The sequence below is a fragment of the Rhizobium sp. CB2179 genome (genome assembly GCF_057653455.1).
Genome location: NZ_JBYGKR010000006.1, coordinates 107311 through 123092 on the forward strand (window position 1 = coordinate 107311; position 15782 = coordinate 123092).

General features: G+C 60.5%; 13 protein-coding genes and 2 pseudogenes. 5 read left to right on the forward strand and 10 right to left on the reverse strand.

The window, feature by feature from the left end; genetic code table 11:
• Window position 1: 1 nt before the first annotated feature.
• From AC244Q_RS36040 to AC244Q_RS36080, 9 genes and pseudogenes are all read right to left on the reverse strand, one after another.
• A complete protein-coding gene (locus tag AC244Q_RS36040; RefSeq protein ID WP_003555633.1) occupies window positions 2–628 on the reverse strand; it encodes an SIS domain-containing protein in 627 nt (208 codons plus the stop codon).
• 261 nt (window positions 629–889) lie between these two features.
• Window positions 890–994 (reverse strand): annotated as a pseudogene (locus tag AC244Q_RS36045) (RidA family protein); the annotation flags it as partial.
• 63 nt (window positions 995–1057) lie between these two features.
• Window positions 1058–1480, reverse strand: coding sequence for a type II toxin-antitoxin system VapC family toxin (locus tag AC244Q_RS36050; RefSeq protein WP_128407735.1), 423 nt, complete (start codon window positions 1478–1480; stop codon window positions 1058–1060).
• The gene (locus AC244Q_RS36055; protein ID WP_003555631.1) at window positions 1477–1725 is read right to left on the reverse strand and encodes a FitA-like ribbon-helix-helix domain-containing protein; all 249 of its coding nucleotides are present in this window, start codon (window positions 1723–1725) and stop codon (window positions 1477–1479) included. Before AC244Q_RS36055 ends, AC244Q_RS36050 begins: the two co-directional genes overlap by 4 nt.
• Window positions 1726–1860: 135 nt before the next feature.
• Window positions 1861–2838, reverse strand: a complete 978-nt coding sequence (locus tag AC244Q_RS36060) for an ABC transporter ATP-binding protein (protein WP_128407734.1) — start codon at window positions 2836–2838, stop codon at window positions 1861–1863.
• Window positions 2839–2842: 4 nt separating this feature from the next.
• Entirely contained in the window at window positions 2843–3670 is an 828-nt protein-coding gene (locus AC244Q_RS36065; protein ID WP_128407733.1) for a carbohydrate ABC transporter permease, read from the reverse strand.
• Window positions 3667–4545: a carbohydrate ABC transporter permease gene (locus AC244Q_RS36070; RefSeq protein ID WP_128407732.1), complete on the reverse strand. Its 879-nt coding sequence runs from the start codon at window positions 4543–4545 to the stop codon at window positions 3667–3669. Before AC244Q_RS36070 ends, AC244Q_RS36065 begins: the two co-directional genes overlap by 4 nt.
• A 66-nt stretch (window positions 4546–4611) precedes the next feature.
• Window positions 4612–5884 (reverse strand): annotated as a pseudogene (locus AC244Q_RS36075) (ABC transporter substrate-binding protein).
• A 37-nt stretch (window positions 5885–5921) separates the two neighbouring features.
• Entirely contained in the window at window positions 5922–8243 is a 2322-nt protein-coding gene (locus AC244Q_RS36080; protein WP_003555624.1) for an alpha-L-rhamnosidase, read from the reverse strand.
• A gap of 140 nt (window positions 8244–8383) precedes the next feature.
• Between AC244Q_RS36080 and AC244Q_RS36085 the strand changes: the two genes are divergently transcribed.
• Window positions 8384–9442, forward strand: a complete 1059-nt coding sequence (locus AC244Q_RS36085; RefSeq protein ID WP_128407730.1) for a LacI family DNA-binding transcriptional regulator — start codon at window positions 8384–8386, stop codon at window positions 9440–9442.
• Between the two features lie 42 nt (window positions 9443–9484).
• Here AC244Q_RS36085 and AC244Q_RS36090 read toward each other — a convergent pair whose 3' ends face one another.
• Window positions 9485–10501, reverse strand: a complete 1017-nt coding sequence (locus AC244Q_RS36090; RefSeq protein ID WP_128407729.1) for a LacI family DNA-binding transcriptional regulator — start codon at window positions 10499–10501, stop codon at window positions 9485–9487.
• Between the two features lie 179 nt (window positions 10502–10680).
• Here AC244Q_RS36090 and AC244Q_RS36095 point away from each other — a divergent pair, with 179 nt between their 5' ends.
• From AC244Q_RS36095 to AC244Q_RS36110, 4 genes are all read left to right on the forward strand, one after another.
• Window positions 10681–11928: an ABC transporter substrate-binding protein gene (locus AC244Q_RS36095; RefSeq protein ID WP_128407728.1), complete on the forward strand. Its 1248-nt coding sequence runs from the start codon at window positions 10681–10683 to the stop codon at window positions 11926–11928.
• A gap of 82 nt (window positions 11929–12010) precedes the next feature.
• On the forward strand, window positions 12011–12934 hold the full coding sequence (locus AC244Q_RS36100; RefSeq protein WP_003555620.1) for a carbohydrate ABC transporter permease: 924 nt from the start codon (window positions 12011–12013) through the stop codon (window positions 12932–12934).
• Window positions 12934–13803: a carbohydrate ABC transporter permease gene (locus tag AC244Q_RS36105; protein ID WP_003555618.1), complete on the forward strand. Its 870-nt coding sequence runs from the start codon at window positions 12934–12936 to the stop codon at window positions 13801–13803. Before AC244Q_RS36100 ends, AC244Q_RS36105 begins: the two co-directional genes overlap by 1 nt.
• Before the next feature lie 27 nt (window positions 13804–13830).
• The gene (locus tag AC244Q_RS36110) at window positions 13831–15774 is read left to right on the forward strand and encodes a glycoside hydrolase family 127 protein (RefSeq protein ID WP_128407727.1); all 1944 of its coding nucleotides are present in this window, start codon (window positions 13831–13833) and stop codon (window positions 15772–15774) included.
• Window positions 15775–15782: the final 8 nt, after the last annotated feature.

Below are 15782 nucleotides of genomic sequence, written 5' to 3' on the forward strand. Positions count from 1 at the left end.
GTTAGGAAAGAGTAGGCGGGACAAGCCCGCAGGAGAAATCCAATACGGCATGGCAAATCGCCAGATGCGCGATCTCCACATAGCCGTATTGATCGGAGGCCACATAAAAGTTCAGGTCACCGAGATCACGCAGCGGATTGCCTGGCGCGAACCCGCTTAAAGTCATGATGGCGCAGCCTTTTTCCCGAGCCGTGCGGACGGCCTTGGTAATGCTTTCTGATCTCCCCGAACTGCTGATTGCCACCAGCAGGTCACCTTCATTGGCATGCATGGCGATCTGCGTCGAGAATACATTCTCATATCCGAGGTCGTTCGAGAGGCATGTCAGCGTCGCGCCGTCGTTCATCGCCATGGCGCGCAGCCCGCCGTTTTTGGCATAGTCCGTCGCCATGTGGCTGGCGATTGCCGCGCTGCCGCCGTTGCCAATGAACATGATCTTACGTCCGGCATCGTGGGTGGCGCGAGCCAGTTGCATGGACTCCGTCACCGCTGCTGCATAGCCCAGGCTCTCTCCGGCTGCCCGCGTAGCGGTTGCATTCACAAGAACATGGCGGAGAAATGTGAAGTAGCGATCCAGATCGCCGGCTGTTACGCCAAGCCCCGAAGATCTGTTGTCGTTCTGTGACATCCTCGTTCAGTCCCTACGCCTTGGAAATTGGGGCGTCCTTAAAGATTAAATGGGGCGAAGGCAAGTTGCCCGTCCCCTCTTTTGAGGGTTGTTGGCGACTGTCGCGGCTTTGCAACTAGCGGTCACGCCAGGCAGTTGAACCGACCGCCTCTGTCCGAGCCTCAGGACGTCGACCCGACAGCCGCTTTCAGCGCTCGCTCCGGTGATGCCATGTAGGGTGAAAGAGGAGTTCGCAGCCGCTTCCGGCAAGGTTTTAAAGTTCCCGACCGTTGCGATGATGCCGATCTCGACGGCGAATTCCGGTCCGGCAAGCCTTGCTTCGACCGTGGCGCGCGCCGGCGCATGGCCCGCGGGCACCCAGGCGTCCGACTTGGAACTGCGGCGCGATGATCAGCTCAAAGCTTAGGATGTGCTGGCGGTTCCGCGCCTTTATCTGTCTTTCCACGGATTGACGATCTTGAGGTCCATCCCCGCAAAATTCGAGACATTGCGTGTCGCGAGTGAAGCGCCGCGTGAAATGGCGATGGCAGCAATCTGAGCATCGAATTGACTGATCGGTCGACCGGCCTTGCGGCGGCCGGTGACGATAGCGGCATAGACATTTGAAGCGTCGCGATCAAATGGCAGAACGCGACCGCCAATATCCTCGCTAAATATCAACAAGATCACCGTCTCAAGATCGCGTCGACGACGTCCCTCGGGAAGGAGACGCAGTCCGTAGAGGATCTCAGCCTCGGTGACTGCTGTCGTGAAGATCGATGTAGGATGTTGTGCCGCGAACCAACCGATGACCGCCGCATTCGGGGCGGGGGTCAGCAGCTCTGAGATGACGTTGGTATCGAGAATGATCACGCGGAGAAGTCCGGGGGATCACGGATCGGCTCGCGGGGCGGGATGTCGAGTTCGACACAGCCAGCCGAGAGCAGACGCGCCCGGATCGCATCTGCGAGATTGCGCGCCGGTGGTTCGCTCGTCGCAAGCGCGGTGCGCAGGATATCCCGCGCTTCGTCCTCCATGGAGCGGCCATGCGTTGCTGCCCTCATGCGCAGCCGCTGCTTTAGCCCGTCATCGAGATTGCGGATCGTCATGCTTGCCATCTCTATCTCCATTCATCAATGATTGCATATTAATCATTGATTGCAGTTTTTCAAGATTGGCGCAAAGATAGCGGTGTCGTAAACGCAGTGCGCTGGCAGAATCGAGCGCCGAGAGATAGCGCGCTGCGCCATCCCTCAGAACCGATGTTCCGCTCCTTCGACCGGATTTGCCCAGACCGTCATTCCAGGCGCAAACGGCGTCTCGCCTTCGGCGCGCACCACCATCTCGCCGAGTTCGGGAACGTCGAGGTAGAGGATCGCGTCGGCGCCAAGCCGCTCGAGATGCCGGATCCTGCCCTGCCATTGCCCGGCACTTTGCGAAAGCCTGATATGCTCAGGGCGGATGCCATAGGTCGTGCAATTCAATCGCCGCGCTATCTCGCCGCCATAGAGGTTCATTTTCGGGCTGCCGATGAAGCCGGCGACGAAGGGTGTTGCGGGATTGCGGTAGAGTTGCATCGGGCTACCGATCTGCTCGACCGCTCCGCCCTTCAGGACAACGATCTTGTCCGCCATCGTCATGGCTTCGACCTGGTCGTGGGTGACATAGATCATCGTCGACTTCAGGCGGGCGTGCAGATCGGCGATCTCAAGGCGCATCTGGGCGCGGAGCGAAGCGTCGAGATTGGAGAGCGGCTCGTCGAACAGGAAGACCTTAGGATCGCGGATGATCGCGCGGCCGATGGCGACGCGCTGTCTCTGGCCGCCGGAGAGTGCTTTCGGCTTTCTCTCTAGCAGCTGGGTGAGCTGCAGCGTTTCAGCCGTCGCCGCGACCTTGGCGGCGATTTCCGCCTTTGGGCGGCGGGCGAGCGAAAGCCCGAAGCCGATATTCTCCGCAACGGTCATATGCGGGTAGAGCGCGTAGCTCTGGAATACCATGGCGATGCCGCGCTCGGAGGGTTCGGCATAGGTCACGTCCTTGCCGCCGATGGTCAATGTGCCTGACGTCGTCTCCTCCAGGCCGGCGATGATGCGCAGCAGCGTCGACTTTCCGCATCCCGACGGGCCGACGAAGACGACGAACTCGCCTGAGGCAACCTCCAGATCGATCCCCTTGATGACTTCAAGGGCGCCAAAGCTCTTGCGAACTTGCTTGAGAGTGAGCTCAGCCATTCGGTTACCCTTTTACTGCGCCGGCCGTCATGCCGGCGACGATCTGCCGGTTGAAGAAGATGAAGACGATCAGCGGCGGGATCGTCACGAGGAGGATATTCATGAAGAGGAGATTGTACTGGCTCGTGTACATGCTCTGGAAGTTATAGAGCGTCAGCTGCACCGTCACGTTCTCCTTGCCGGGAAGGTAGTAGAGCGGGTTGGTGAAATCGTTGAAGATCGCGATCGACTGCACGACGATGTTGGTGACGGTCACAGGCTTCAGCAGCGGCAGGATCACTCTGAAGAAGATCTGTCGGGGCTTGGCGCCGTCGATCAGCGCCGCCTCGTCGAGGTCGCGCGGTATGGTCGAAATGAACGACCGGTAGAGCAAGGTCGAGAAAGAGAGATTATAGGCGACCTGGATCAGGATCATCCCGGTCATGGTCTTGAAGAGACCGATCTCCTGCAGGAGGCCGATGGTGGGCACGACGGCCGGCGGCATCATCAGACCCATGAACAGGGCAACGGAGGCCACCCTGTTCCAGACGGTCTTGCGGCGCTGCATCACATATCCGACCATTGCCGACAGCAGGATCAGGATCGTGACGGAGGCGACGGTGATCAGGGTGGAGTTGAAATAGGCGAGCGCGAGCTGGTAGTCGCGCGCCTTGAAAACGGCGACCAGATTATCCCAGAACAGCCACTGCGCAGGCAATTCGAAATTAAGGCGAGACGCCTCGGATTTCGATTTGACCGCCTGCAGAGCGACGAAAACGAAGGGCATGACGAAGATGACGGCCGCCGCCGCAAGGGTTATCGCGCCGGTCACGTAAGGGCGGACGCTTCTCATTCCTCGACCTCGCGCCGGTTGAACCACAGGGTGAATGGCAGGATGATTACGGCGATTAGCGCAAACAGGATGACGTTTCCGGCCGTCGACAGGCCGTAGAAACCCGCCTGGTACTGCTTATAGATCACCGAGGCGACCACATCGGAGGAGAAACCTGGCCCGCCGCGGGTCATGGCCCATATCAGATCGAAGGATCGAAGCCCGCCGATCAGCGACAATGTCACCACGATGACAGTGGCGGGACGCACGAGTGGCAGAGTGATTCGGAAAAATTGCTGGAGACGCGTGGCGCCGTCAATCCGCGCGGCCTCATAATAATCGGGGCTGATCGCAGCAAGGCCGGCGATGAAGATCAGCGTTGCGAGGCCGACACCCTTCCAGACATCGACCAAAGCCACCGAAAAAAGCGCCAGCGCCGGATTGGTGAGCCATCCAGGTCCCGGAATGCCGAGCGTTTCGAGCGTGACGTTGATGATGCCCCTGGTTGGATGCATCATCACTGTGAAGGTGATGCCGATGCCGATCGTCGAGACCAGGACGGGAAAGAAGACCAGCGTGCGCAGGAAGCCGCGGGCAAAGATATTGCTGGTCAGGAGCACGGCGAGCAGCAGCCCGCAGACCGTCTTCAGGCCGGATGTCGTCACGGCATAGATCACCGTGTTGACCAGTCCCTTGACCAGGAATGGTTCGGAAAAGAACTGCTGAAAGTTTTCGAGCCCGATGAATTCGGCGGTCGAAAGATCCCAGCGCGTGAGGCTGAACCAAAGAGAGGATACAGTGGGAACCAGAAACAGCACGCCGTAGATGATTGCGGCCGGAATGAAAAACCACAGCGGGTAGGGCGATTTGCGCGAGCGGGGGCGTGTCTCGGTCATGACTACCTCTTCGATCGGGTGGAACCTCGCTCCATCGGGAGCGAGGTCATTTGACCCGAAAGACCGCTACCAGTTGGGCAGGCCGAGTTGCTTGGCCTGTTTGCGCACATCGTCGTCATAGAGTTTTGCCGCGTCGGCCGGCTGGCGAATACCGGAGCCGACTTCGACGGTGATCTGCTCAAGAGCCGGCCCCTTGACCGGCGAAACAAATTCCAGCGCCGGGGTCGTCTTGTCCTTGGCCTCGAAATAGGGAAGCATGTCCTTCACCGCAGGCGGCACGTCGGCAGGCAGACCGCAGCCGTCGATCAAGGGAGGCCCTTGCACGGTGTTGGTTTCCACCATGATCTTGCAGCCTTCGACGCTTCCTGCGAAATCCACGAATTTCTGCGCTTCCTCTGCGTGCTGACTGGTAAGGGGAATGTAGAGGGCGGGCGGCATCCAGACCGTCAGGCCATTCGTCGCCGCGTCGTCGCTCGGCTGCGCGAAGAAACCGACATCTGCGAGGTTGTCGGGATAATTCTGCTTGAGCGCGCCGATTGCGAAGCTAGTGCGCTGCCTCGCCCGTTGCCACCATTCTCAAGCCATCGTCATAGCTTGCTGCGCCGAAATCCTCGTTCATCAGGCCAGCGTCGTGAACGTCCTTCAGCCGTTCGAAGCCTTTCATGGCCGCCGGCGTCTCTGCGTATTTCGCCTTGTTGGCAGTGTAGTCGGCGGCGAAGTTCGGCACGGCGGCATGGAGGTTGTAATAGTCCGCCAGAACGAATAACTGCGAGGTCCAAGTATCGCGATAGGTCTGCGCCACGGCGACCTTGCCTGATGCCTTGACCTTTGCGTTGTTCGCCATGAAGTCCGCCCATGTCTTCGGGACGGAGAGGCCGAGGTCCTGGTAGATTTTCCTGTTGTAGAGGATGCCGCCCGCCATCGCCGTGCCGAAGGGAACACCGTAGAGCTTGCCGTCGGCGCGGACGACCGACTTGAAGCCTTCGTCCACCTTCGCCTGCGACGCGAGACCGCTCAGATCGACAAGCGTCTGCGCGGGTTTCAGCGCCTGGAGCAGCGAGCCGGAATTATAGAGAAACACATCCGACATCTCACCCGTCGCTAGGCGCGTCTTGATGATGTTGTCACCCTCGCCGCCACCGGCCCGCGGCTCGATTTCGATCGTCACGTCAGGCGCCTTTGTCTGATAGGCGGCAACCAGCGCCTCGGCGGCAGCGACCGTGTCCGGATTGTTGTCGATCAGGAATGACAGCGTGGTTTCTGCATGCGACGGGCCGGCCGCGACCAATGCCAAAAGCGCGGACGCGCCCGCAAGAATGAGTTTAATCCGATGTGTCATGACGTTCCTCCTCTGAACGGTGTGACGTTTATGCTCCTCAGGAAGTGGGTAGAGAAAAGGCCAGTCGGTGCGTCCCGGGGTGAATAACGGCTTCCTCGACGACGGGCTCTCCGTTGAGCGACGGGTTTTGATGCCGTTTTCCGGGCCGGAACCGGCCGATGCAACCTTCCGGAAGTGTCAGCACATAGGTGACCTTGTTGCCGTCGCACTGCCAGCCGGCCTCGATGCGTCCCTGGCTGATATCATGATGGGCCGATACCGGCGAAAGCGACGGAATCGGCGCTGGATCGACGATCACCTCGGCAAATCCGGGTGCGCTCGGGCTCGGCGAAATTCCGGCGACGCTTTCGAACAGCCACTGGCAGACAGCGCCATAGGCATAGTGGTTGTAGCTGTTCATGTCGGGTTCGTAGATCGTGCCGTCAGGCGCCATGGAATCCCAGCGCTCCCAGATCGTCGTCGCTCCCTTCGAGACCTGGTAGAGCCAGCCCGGTACATCCTCCTGCAGGAAAACCTTTTCGGCCAGATCGTCCATGCCGAGCTTCGTCAGGGCCGGCAACAGGGCCGGCGTTCCGATGAAGCCGGTGCCGATCTTGTAGTCGGCATCAATGATCACCTGCCGGAAATGCTGCTGCGCGGCTTGCCTGTGCTCTGCCGGTATCAGGTCGTGAAGGAAGGCCAAGGCGTAGGACGTCTGGTCGTTGTGCGCGAGCCGTCCCGCCGGCGTGATGAACTCGTTGGAAAATGTCAGCCGGATCTCGTTTGCGCGCTGTTTCATCTTCTCTTCAAGGGCATGCTCGCCGAGAGTGGCTGCGATCCTTGCCAGAAGGTCGGTCGAGATGAAGTGATAGAGCGTCGCCGCGCAGTCGTCGGCGATCGTCGGGCGAGGCTTTCGATTGTCGCCGACCGGCTGCAGCCAGTCGCCGAAGGTGAAGCCTCGGGCGCCCCAATGCGACGGCGGGCGAACCAGGGGACCATCCGAGATCGACCAGACAAAATCGACCCAGCGCACCATGGAATCCAGGCACTCCGCCAGAACGGCCCGGTCGCCGTAATGGGTGTAGAGCACCCAGGGGATGACGACGATCGCGTCGCCCCAGCCGGTCGAGCCGGCATAGCCCGGGAAATTGGCCGGATGCAGACGCGTCGGATCCGGCGAAAAATGTGAGACGGCGCCATCCTCGCGCTGATCGGCCATCACATCCCGCAGATACTTTCTCAGGAAGGATTGGCTGTCGCTCAGCCAGCATGCGGTTGCGGCAAAGACCTGGGCGTCGCCCGTCCAGCCGAGGCGTTCGTCGCGCTGCGGGCAATCGGTCGGCACTTCGACGAAATTGGCGCGCTGCGACCAGATGGTATTTTCGACCAGACGATTGACCAGCGCATTGCCCGAGGTGAAACCGCCGGCGGGCTCGGCCACAGACGAGATCGGGATGGACGCGATTGCGAGGATCTTCGCATCGCCCGTAATCGTCACCCTGGCATAACGGAAGCCGTGGAAGGTGAAATGCGGCGCGTAGGTCTCGTCGCCGTCTCCCCGTAGCGTATAGACGGTGTGCGCGGCAGCCGTGCGATAGTTGCGATTGTCGAAATGACGGTCGGGACCGAGAACTTCCGAATGCTCCACCCGGACTTCGGCGCCGGCAGTGCCCCGGACGGTATATCTAATGTAGCCGCCGGCATTCTGGCCGAAATCATAAATCGTCCTGCCCTCATCGTCGATCCAGTTTTCGACCGCGGCGAGTGGCCGCAGCTCGCGCACCGCAGCAGTTTCATGCGCGACGAGCAATGCCCTGTCGAACGGCAGTCTCTCGGTGCCGTGGCTCTCCAAGTAGCTTTCCTGCCGGGCATCATAGATTTCGCCGAAATAGATCCCCGACTTCAGAATCGGCAAAACACCGCTTCGCCATGTGGTGTCGGTGGAAAGAAGGGCGCCATCAGCTCCGATCAGATCCGCAATGGCGCCGATCCTGTCACCCCAGCAATTCGGGATCGCCTGGGCGCCCCACATCAAGGGCGATCGGTACCATCCGTCGGCAAGCCAGATCTCGATGCGGTTGAGGCCCGGCTTGAGCAGGTTCGAGACATCATACCGCTGGTAAGCAAGGCGATCGTCGTAGTTCGTCCAGCCGGGTGTCAGCAAGTCACCGCCGACGCGAACGCCGTTGATGAAGCAGCGATAGAGGCCAAGTGCGGAGATGAAGAGATCGACGGGGAGCCCCGGGCCATCATGCTCGAAAGTTTGAGAAACGAAGCTTGCCGCCGTTCCCTGACCGCCATCCGATAGCGGCGCGATCATATCCCCGGACCAGGTACGCGAAACGAGGTTGCCGCTGATGGCTGCCGGCTGAAAGTTCATCAAGTCCTCCCGACGAATTGTAGAACGTTCTCCATATAACGTTCTACATTTTCTTCGGAAGCGCAATAGAATTTTCGTTACCAGTCTGCCATGGTGGTTGTGCGGGCGATGTTGACGACCCGCCGCAAGCCAGAGATTTCATGTCAATCGAAGAAAAACAAAAGCCGCAACGGAATGATCGCGTAACGATCCGGACCGTGGCAACTCACGCCGGCGTATCGGTCGCAGCAGTTTCCAAGGTGATGCGAAACGCCTATGGCGTCAGTGATGCACTGCGCGCAAGGGTGACTGATTCCATCGAAGCACTCGCATATCGCCCCTCGCGGGCAGCACGAGGGCTGCGTGGCCGGAGTTTCACCATCGGCGTGCTCCTGATCGATATCCGCAATCCTTTCCTTCCGGAGGTGATTGCCGGCGTGAACGGGGTGCTGGCGCCTTCGCACTATCAGGCGATGATCGGGGTCAGCGATGCGCGCGTGCAGCTGGAGACGTCGTTGATCGAGTCGATGATCGACTACAAGATGGATGGCCTGATCCTCGTTGCGCCGCGTTTGCCCTCGGACATCCTCGCAAAGTTCGCAGTCCAGATACCGATCGTCGCCGTCGGTTACCACGATGCCAGCGCTACGGCCTTCGATACCGTCAATGCCGACGATCAGCGCGGCGCGGAGATCGCGGTGGAAGCGCTTCTTGCCTGCGGCTATCGCGACATCGAAATGCTGAGCCTTGGCGAGCGCCAGGGGCACGCGGTCTCCGTCGTCCGCCAGCGTGAGATCGGGTTTCGCCGGGCGATGCAGCGTGGCGGGCTCGGCTCCTCGCCAGCGATCGGCAAAATTCCGATTGCCTCGCCGAAGCGGGAAGAGGCGATGCGAAAATTCCTATCGAGGAAGGACAGGCCGCGCGCCGTATTCTGCTGGAGCGATCTCGACGCGATCACCCTTCTCAGCCTGGCTATGGAGATGGGCGTGCGCGTCCCCGAAGATCTCGCCGTCATCGGATACGACAATTCGCCGACCGCAGCACTCGGCCTCGTCAATCTCGCAAGCATCGATCAGTCGGGCAGGGAACTCGGTCAGGTCGCAACCCGGGCCCTCATTTCCAGAATAGAAGGCCGCACCGCTTCCGAGCATATTTTCCAGATACCGTCGCTGGTCAGCCGAAACAGCCTGGCCCGTTCCGGCAATTCCACGGACAGATAATAGCGACGACGGCCGGCTTGCCGGTGTTGCTTGCCGTCGTTTTCAGTCGGATTGAGGGGGACTGCCGCAAGACTGCCGCACGACCAGGCGACACGGCAATCTGGTGATGCCGGCAGGGACCGGTTCACCCTTGGAGAGGCTGAGGATTGCCAGGCCGGCGCGATGGCCCAGTTCCTTCAACTCCATGTCTATGGTGGTCAGCGGCGGGCGCGTTTGCCGTGCGACGACCTCCCAATTGTCGAACCCGACCACGGCGACATCCGTGGGAATCTCCACGTTGAGGTCGCGCAGCGCATCGATGACGCCGCGGGCGATCTCGTCACTGCCGCAGAAGATGGCGTCGGGCTTTGCGCCGGACCGGGCAAAGACCGTCTGGACGGCTTCGTGACCCCATTCCTCCGACCACTCGCCGAACATCGCTTCGGCACCGTCGCCGCAGGCATCAAGATAGGATTGAGCGCGGATGCGAGCGGCGAGATAATCCCGCGGGCCGGTGATGTGCAGGATCCGCGACCGGCCCAGTTCCTTGAGATGGTCGACGGCGAGGCGGGCGCCCTGTTCGTCATCCGGGAAGAAAGTGACGCTGTCGGCCGGCCCCTCGGCAAAGACGTAGACGACGGGTATCGGCAAGCGGGACAGCTGGACCGGCGGCTTGAGGTCGAGGCGGGTCGCGGTGAATATGATGCCGTCGACCTGCCGGTCAAGAAGCGCCTCCAGGTGCAGCTGGGCGAGCCTTGGATCATTGTTCGTGGCGCAGAGGAAGACGGAAACGCCGTGATCGACGAGCACCTCCGATACCCCGGCCGCCATCGGCAGCGTCAGTCTGCCATAGGTGTCGTTGGTCAGCATGCCGATCGCATGGCTTCGCTTGCTTAGCAACCCACGGGCGAGTGCGTTGGGCCGAAATCCGATTTCTTCCGCCACACGCCGGACCCGCTCGCGTGTCTCGGGCTTCGTCCGGCCGGTGTCGTTCAGCGCGTTCGACGCCGTCGAAATGCTAACGCCTGCAGCCTTGGCCACGTCGTAAATCGTCCGTCTCCGATCGCCGCTATTTTTCAAATTCCGCCTCGTCATCGGTTCATGATAAAAGCTTTTAGCAGAAAAAAAGGTGCTGTTAAAAGGTTTTATCAAACGGACATCAGATTTATGCACACAGACTGTCGACACCAAAAAATTTCTGATCTAACGTCCATTTCGTCCGACGGCCTTGGGCCTGAACGAGAAAAAGGGGAACAAGCATGCTTCGACTGAAAACAACGATCACTGCTCTTGCGCTGCTGGCAAGCTCTTCTCTCGCCGGCGCCGAAGAAATCACCCTATGGGTGCGCACGTCGTCCGGCGCCGTCCTTCAGGGACTGGCAGACAAATACAATGCCGCACATTCCGACAAGGTCAATGTCACCCAGATCACGGCGGAGCAGATGGTGCCGAAACTCGGTGCGGCGATTGCCGGCAGCGCGGCTCCTGACGGCGCCGTGCTCGACCTGATCTATCTCCCGACCTTTGCCGCGGCGGATGGTCTCGAGGATATCTCCGACTTCGTGAAGGGCTTGCCCTATTCCTCGGCGATGAGCCCGTCGCACATCCGTCTTGCCACCTATGACGGCAAGATCTATGGCGTGCCGGCCCTGCCGGATGCCTCGATCATCGCCTATAACACCGATCTGTTCACCAAGGCCGGCCTCGACCCCAACAAGGCGCCGGCATCGATGGAGGAGGTCGCCGCCGATGCCAAGAAGATCGCCGCGCTCGGCAACGAGACCTACGGCTTCTATTTCGTGGCAAATTCGGGAAGCTGGCTGATCTACGACTTCCTGCCGCATCTGTGGGCCGCCAATGCCGATGTGCTGAGCGATGACGGCCGCAGCGCCACGGTCGATACGCCGGCGCTGCGTGAGACCATCGCCGCCTATCGCGATATGTGGAAGGCCGGTGCGATCCACCCGACCTCGCGTTCCGGCAACGGCAACAATGCCGTCGAAGCCTTCGCCTCGGGCAAGGTCGGCATCCTGATGACCGGCTCCTACATCGTCAATCTGCTGACCAGCAAATATCCCGACGTGAAATTCGCCGTTGCGCCGATCCCGGGGCCGAAGGGTGGTGCATCGAGCTTTGCCGGCGGCGACACGCTGTCCCTCATCAAGGGCATCAGTGAAGAGAAGAAGAAGGTCGCGCTCGACTTCGTCAATTTCTACATGCAGCCCGAGCAGCAGGTCTATATCACCCAGGAATCGGGGATGCCGTCGCGCACCGACCTCGCAGCGGAAGCCTATGCGAAGTTCGACCCGCGCAATCTCGTTGCCTACGATATCCTCGCCAAGGCGCGCACGCCCTACACTTTTTCGTCCGATGAACTCTTCGTCAGCCGCACCGGGCCCTTCCTCAACCTGATCCAGGGCACGATCTTCGGTGACGACGTCGACGGAACGATTGCCAAGACGCAGGCCGACTTCACCCGTATCCTTGAACGTACCAATCCGAACTAAGCCAACGCGTTTCGTCAGGGTGTCCGTGGATGCCCTGACGTTCATTTCACATCTCGACATTCAAGCGGAAGGAGGAGTTGCGGTGGTATCCTCGACACTTCGCAGCCGAAGGCGCGCAATCGCGACCGGAGAAGCCGAGCCAAAGGGTTGGCTTGGTCTTGCCTTCATCCTGCCGGGCTTGCTGTTCATCGTCGTGCTTTTCCTCGTGCCGCTTGTCATGACGGTCTGGATGAGCTTCTACAACTGGCCGCTTCTCGGCCGGACGAAGTTCATCGGCTTGTCCAACTATGCCGAACTGATCGGCGATACCCAGCTCTGGCATTCCCTGGGTTTCACGCTGCTCTACACTGTGCTGGTTACGGTTGCGATCTTCCTGGTGGCCTTTCCTCTGGCGCTGCTCGTCGACCGGCCGCTGCGGATCGCCGGCTTTTTCCGCACGATCTATTTCATGCCCGTCGTCATCGGCTTCGGGGCAGCCTCGACATTGTGGATGTGGCTGCTCAATCCCGATAGCGGCGTCTTTGCGCAGCTGCTGCGCGGCGCGGGCATCATCGACAGCGCCCCGAGGCCGCTCGAAAGTTTCTGGCCAGCCCTCGGCGTCGTCATCCTGATGGTCGTCTGGAAAACAGCGGGCTTCACGATGATCATCCTCCTGACCGGCCTTCAGAGCATATCGAACGACGTCATCGAAGCCGCCAGGATCGACGGCGCCAGCGTCTGGAGCCGGTTTCGCCGGATCACGCTGCCTTTGATGAGGAACTCGGTGGTGCTGGCGCTTGTCCTCAACGTCACCTCGTCGATGCTGGCCTTCGACCAGTTCTTCATCATCACCCAGGGCGGCCCCGAGAACAGCACGATCTCGGCGGTCTTCTCGATCTATCTCGCGTCGTTCTCATCCTACCGTCTCGGTTATGGCTCGGCGATCTCCTTTGCCCTGCTCATCGTCCTGGTGGCGATCAGCGCCATCCAGTTCGTCCTGCTGCGCCAGCGGCCGGAGGAGGGTTGATGGAACGGCTCAACCACAATCTCGCAGGGAAGCCGGCGAGCGAGCGGCTCGGTTATCTCGCTTTCGTTCTGACGGCATGCGTCTTTGCCGTCTTCTTCGTGATGCCGATCGTCTGGTCTTTCGCCAATTCCTTCAAGCCCGCGGCCGCAGCACTTGCCGATCCGGCAGCGCTTTTCTCGAAAGCCTTCTCGCTCGAAAACTACCGTCGCCTCGAGCATGTCGGCGCCGGCTGGTACGTCTATGCCGGCAATTCGGTGCTGATCGCCGCCGGAACGGTGATCCTGACGGTGCTCGTCGCGGTGCCGGCGGGATACGGTTTTTCGAAGTTCCGCTTTCCCGGCCAATCGGTGCTCTTCGTGCTGATCATGGCAACGATGATGATCCCCTTTCAGTCGATCCTGACGCCGCTTTTCCTGATCCTGAAATTCCTCCACCTGCAAAACAGCCTTCTCGGGCTGGTGCTGATCTACGTGACGTTCCAGCTACCCTTTTCCGTCTTCATGATGCGCAACGCCTTCGACGCGGTGCCAAAGGCGCTGATCGAGGCGGCGCGGATAGACGGTGCGTCGCAGGCGACGATCCTGCGCCGGATCATGCTGCCGATCGCGCTTCCCGGTGTTGCCACCGTTGCCATGTTCGCCTTCCTGAACTCCTGGAATGAATTCCTTGCCGCCCTCATCTTTCTGTCCGACCAGAACAAGTTCACGCTGCCGATCATGCTGGTCAATGTTTCGTCGGGCATCTATGGCATCATCGACTGGGGCGCGCTTCAGGCCGGCATAGCCGTGACCATGGTCCCCTGCATCCTGCTTTTCCTTCTCTTGCAACGATATTACGTGCGCGGCCTGACGGCCGGCGCCGTGAAGTAACAGCGCTCGTCCCGCTCAGGAGTCCTCATGACCAGCTCACCTCGTTTTCAACCGGCACGCGCTGCGGGACGGCAGCGATACAGGCCCGCCGACCATTCCAGTGTCGTGTTCCGTGGCGGTTTCTGGCAGAGCTGGACGGAGACGGTTCGCAACGTCACCATCCCGACACAGCACAAGCGGCTGGAAGAGGAGGGCTTCCTCGAGGTGCTCGATTTTGACAAGCCGGCCGGGCCGCTGGTGCGCCCGATCCAGCCGAGCGGACTGTCGATGCAGCATTTCTTCGATTCGGATTTCGGCAAATGGATCGAGGCCGCAAGTTACACGCTGAAGGCTCACCCGAATGCGGCGCTCGAAACGAAGATCGATGCTATCGTCGAAAAGCTCGAGAAAGGGCAGATGGCGGATGGCTACCTCAACAGCTGGTTCATTCGCCGCGAGCCGGACAGGCGTTGGACCAACCTGCGCGACCTGCACGAGATGTATTCGATGGGCCATCTGCTGGAGGGGGCCGTCGCCTATTACGAGGCGACTGGAAAGCGTCGCTTCCTCGATGTGATGATCCGCGCAGTCGACCATATCATCGAAACCTTCGGTGCCGAACCCGGAAAGCTCAGAGGTTATGACGCCCATGAGGAAATCGAGTTGGCGCTGGTCAAGCTTTACCGGGTGACGGGCGATCCGCGGCATCTGAAGCTTGCGACCTATTTCGTCGACGAACGTGGGCGAATGCCCTCATATTACGACGAGGAGGCTCGCAAGCGCGGCGAGAGCCCTGAGGATTACGTCTACAAGACATATGCCTATAGTCAGGCCCATTTGCCGGTGCGCGATCAGCACCAGGTCGTCGGCCACGCGGTTCGCGCCATGTACCTGTTTTCTGCGATGGCGGATCTCTCCCGTGAGAACGACGATCCGACATTGAAGGAGGCCTGCGACCGGCTTTTCGACAATCTGGTCAGCCGCCAGCTCTACGTGACCGGTGGCCTTGGCCCGTCGGCATCCAATGAAGGGTTCACCCGCGAATTCGACCTGCCGAACGAGACGGCTTACGCCGAGACATGCGCGGCCGTCGCGCTCGGCTTCTGGAGCCATCGCATGGCGCAGGTCGATCTCGACAGCAAGTTCACCGACAGGCTGGAAACGGTGCTTTACAATGGCGCTCTTTCCGGCATCTCGCGCGACGGCGAGCGTTATTTCTATGAGAACGTCCTTGAAAGCCACGGGCAGCACCGCCGGTGGAAATGGCATTACTGCCCCTGCTGCCCGACAAACATCGCCCGTTTCATCACGTCGCTCGGCCAATATTTCTATTCGACTGATGATCATCAGCTCGCCGTCCATCTCTACGGCACCAATTCCGCCGAGCTGACAGTCGGCGACAGCTTCGTGCGCCTGATCCAGGAGACGCAATATCCCTGGGATGGCGACATCAGCCTGCGGTTCGCCGTCGAGCGGCCAAGCCGGTTTCAGCTTCGTCTTCGGATCCCCGGATGGTGCAGGCAGGCGCAAATCTCGGTCAACGGCGTTGCCGTCGATCTCGATCAATGCGTGACGAAGGGTTATGCCGCAATATCAAGGGAATGGCGCAATGGTGACGAGGTGCGCATCGGCTTCTCGATGCCGGTCGAGCGCATCTACGCGCATCCTGCCGTCTCCGAAGACGGCGGGCGCGTCGCGCTGCGGCGCGGGCCTGTCGTCTATTGCATCGAGGAGACGGACCTCGGCGGCGAGCCGCAGCGGCTCCGCCTGCCGGCATCTGAGGAAATTTCTGCCCGTTACGATGCCTCGCTTCTCGGCGGAGCGACCGTCCTCGAAGGCACCGCGCTCGAAGCCGATATATCCGATTGGCAGAATGCGCTCTATCGCACCGCGCGCCCCGCGCTGAAGCAGCGGCCTTTCACCGCGATCCCCTATCACCTCTGGGCCAATCGCGAGCCCGGAGCGATGGCGATCTGGTTGCACGAGGTCTAGGAGAAAAC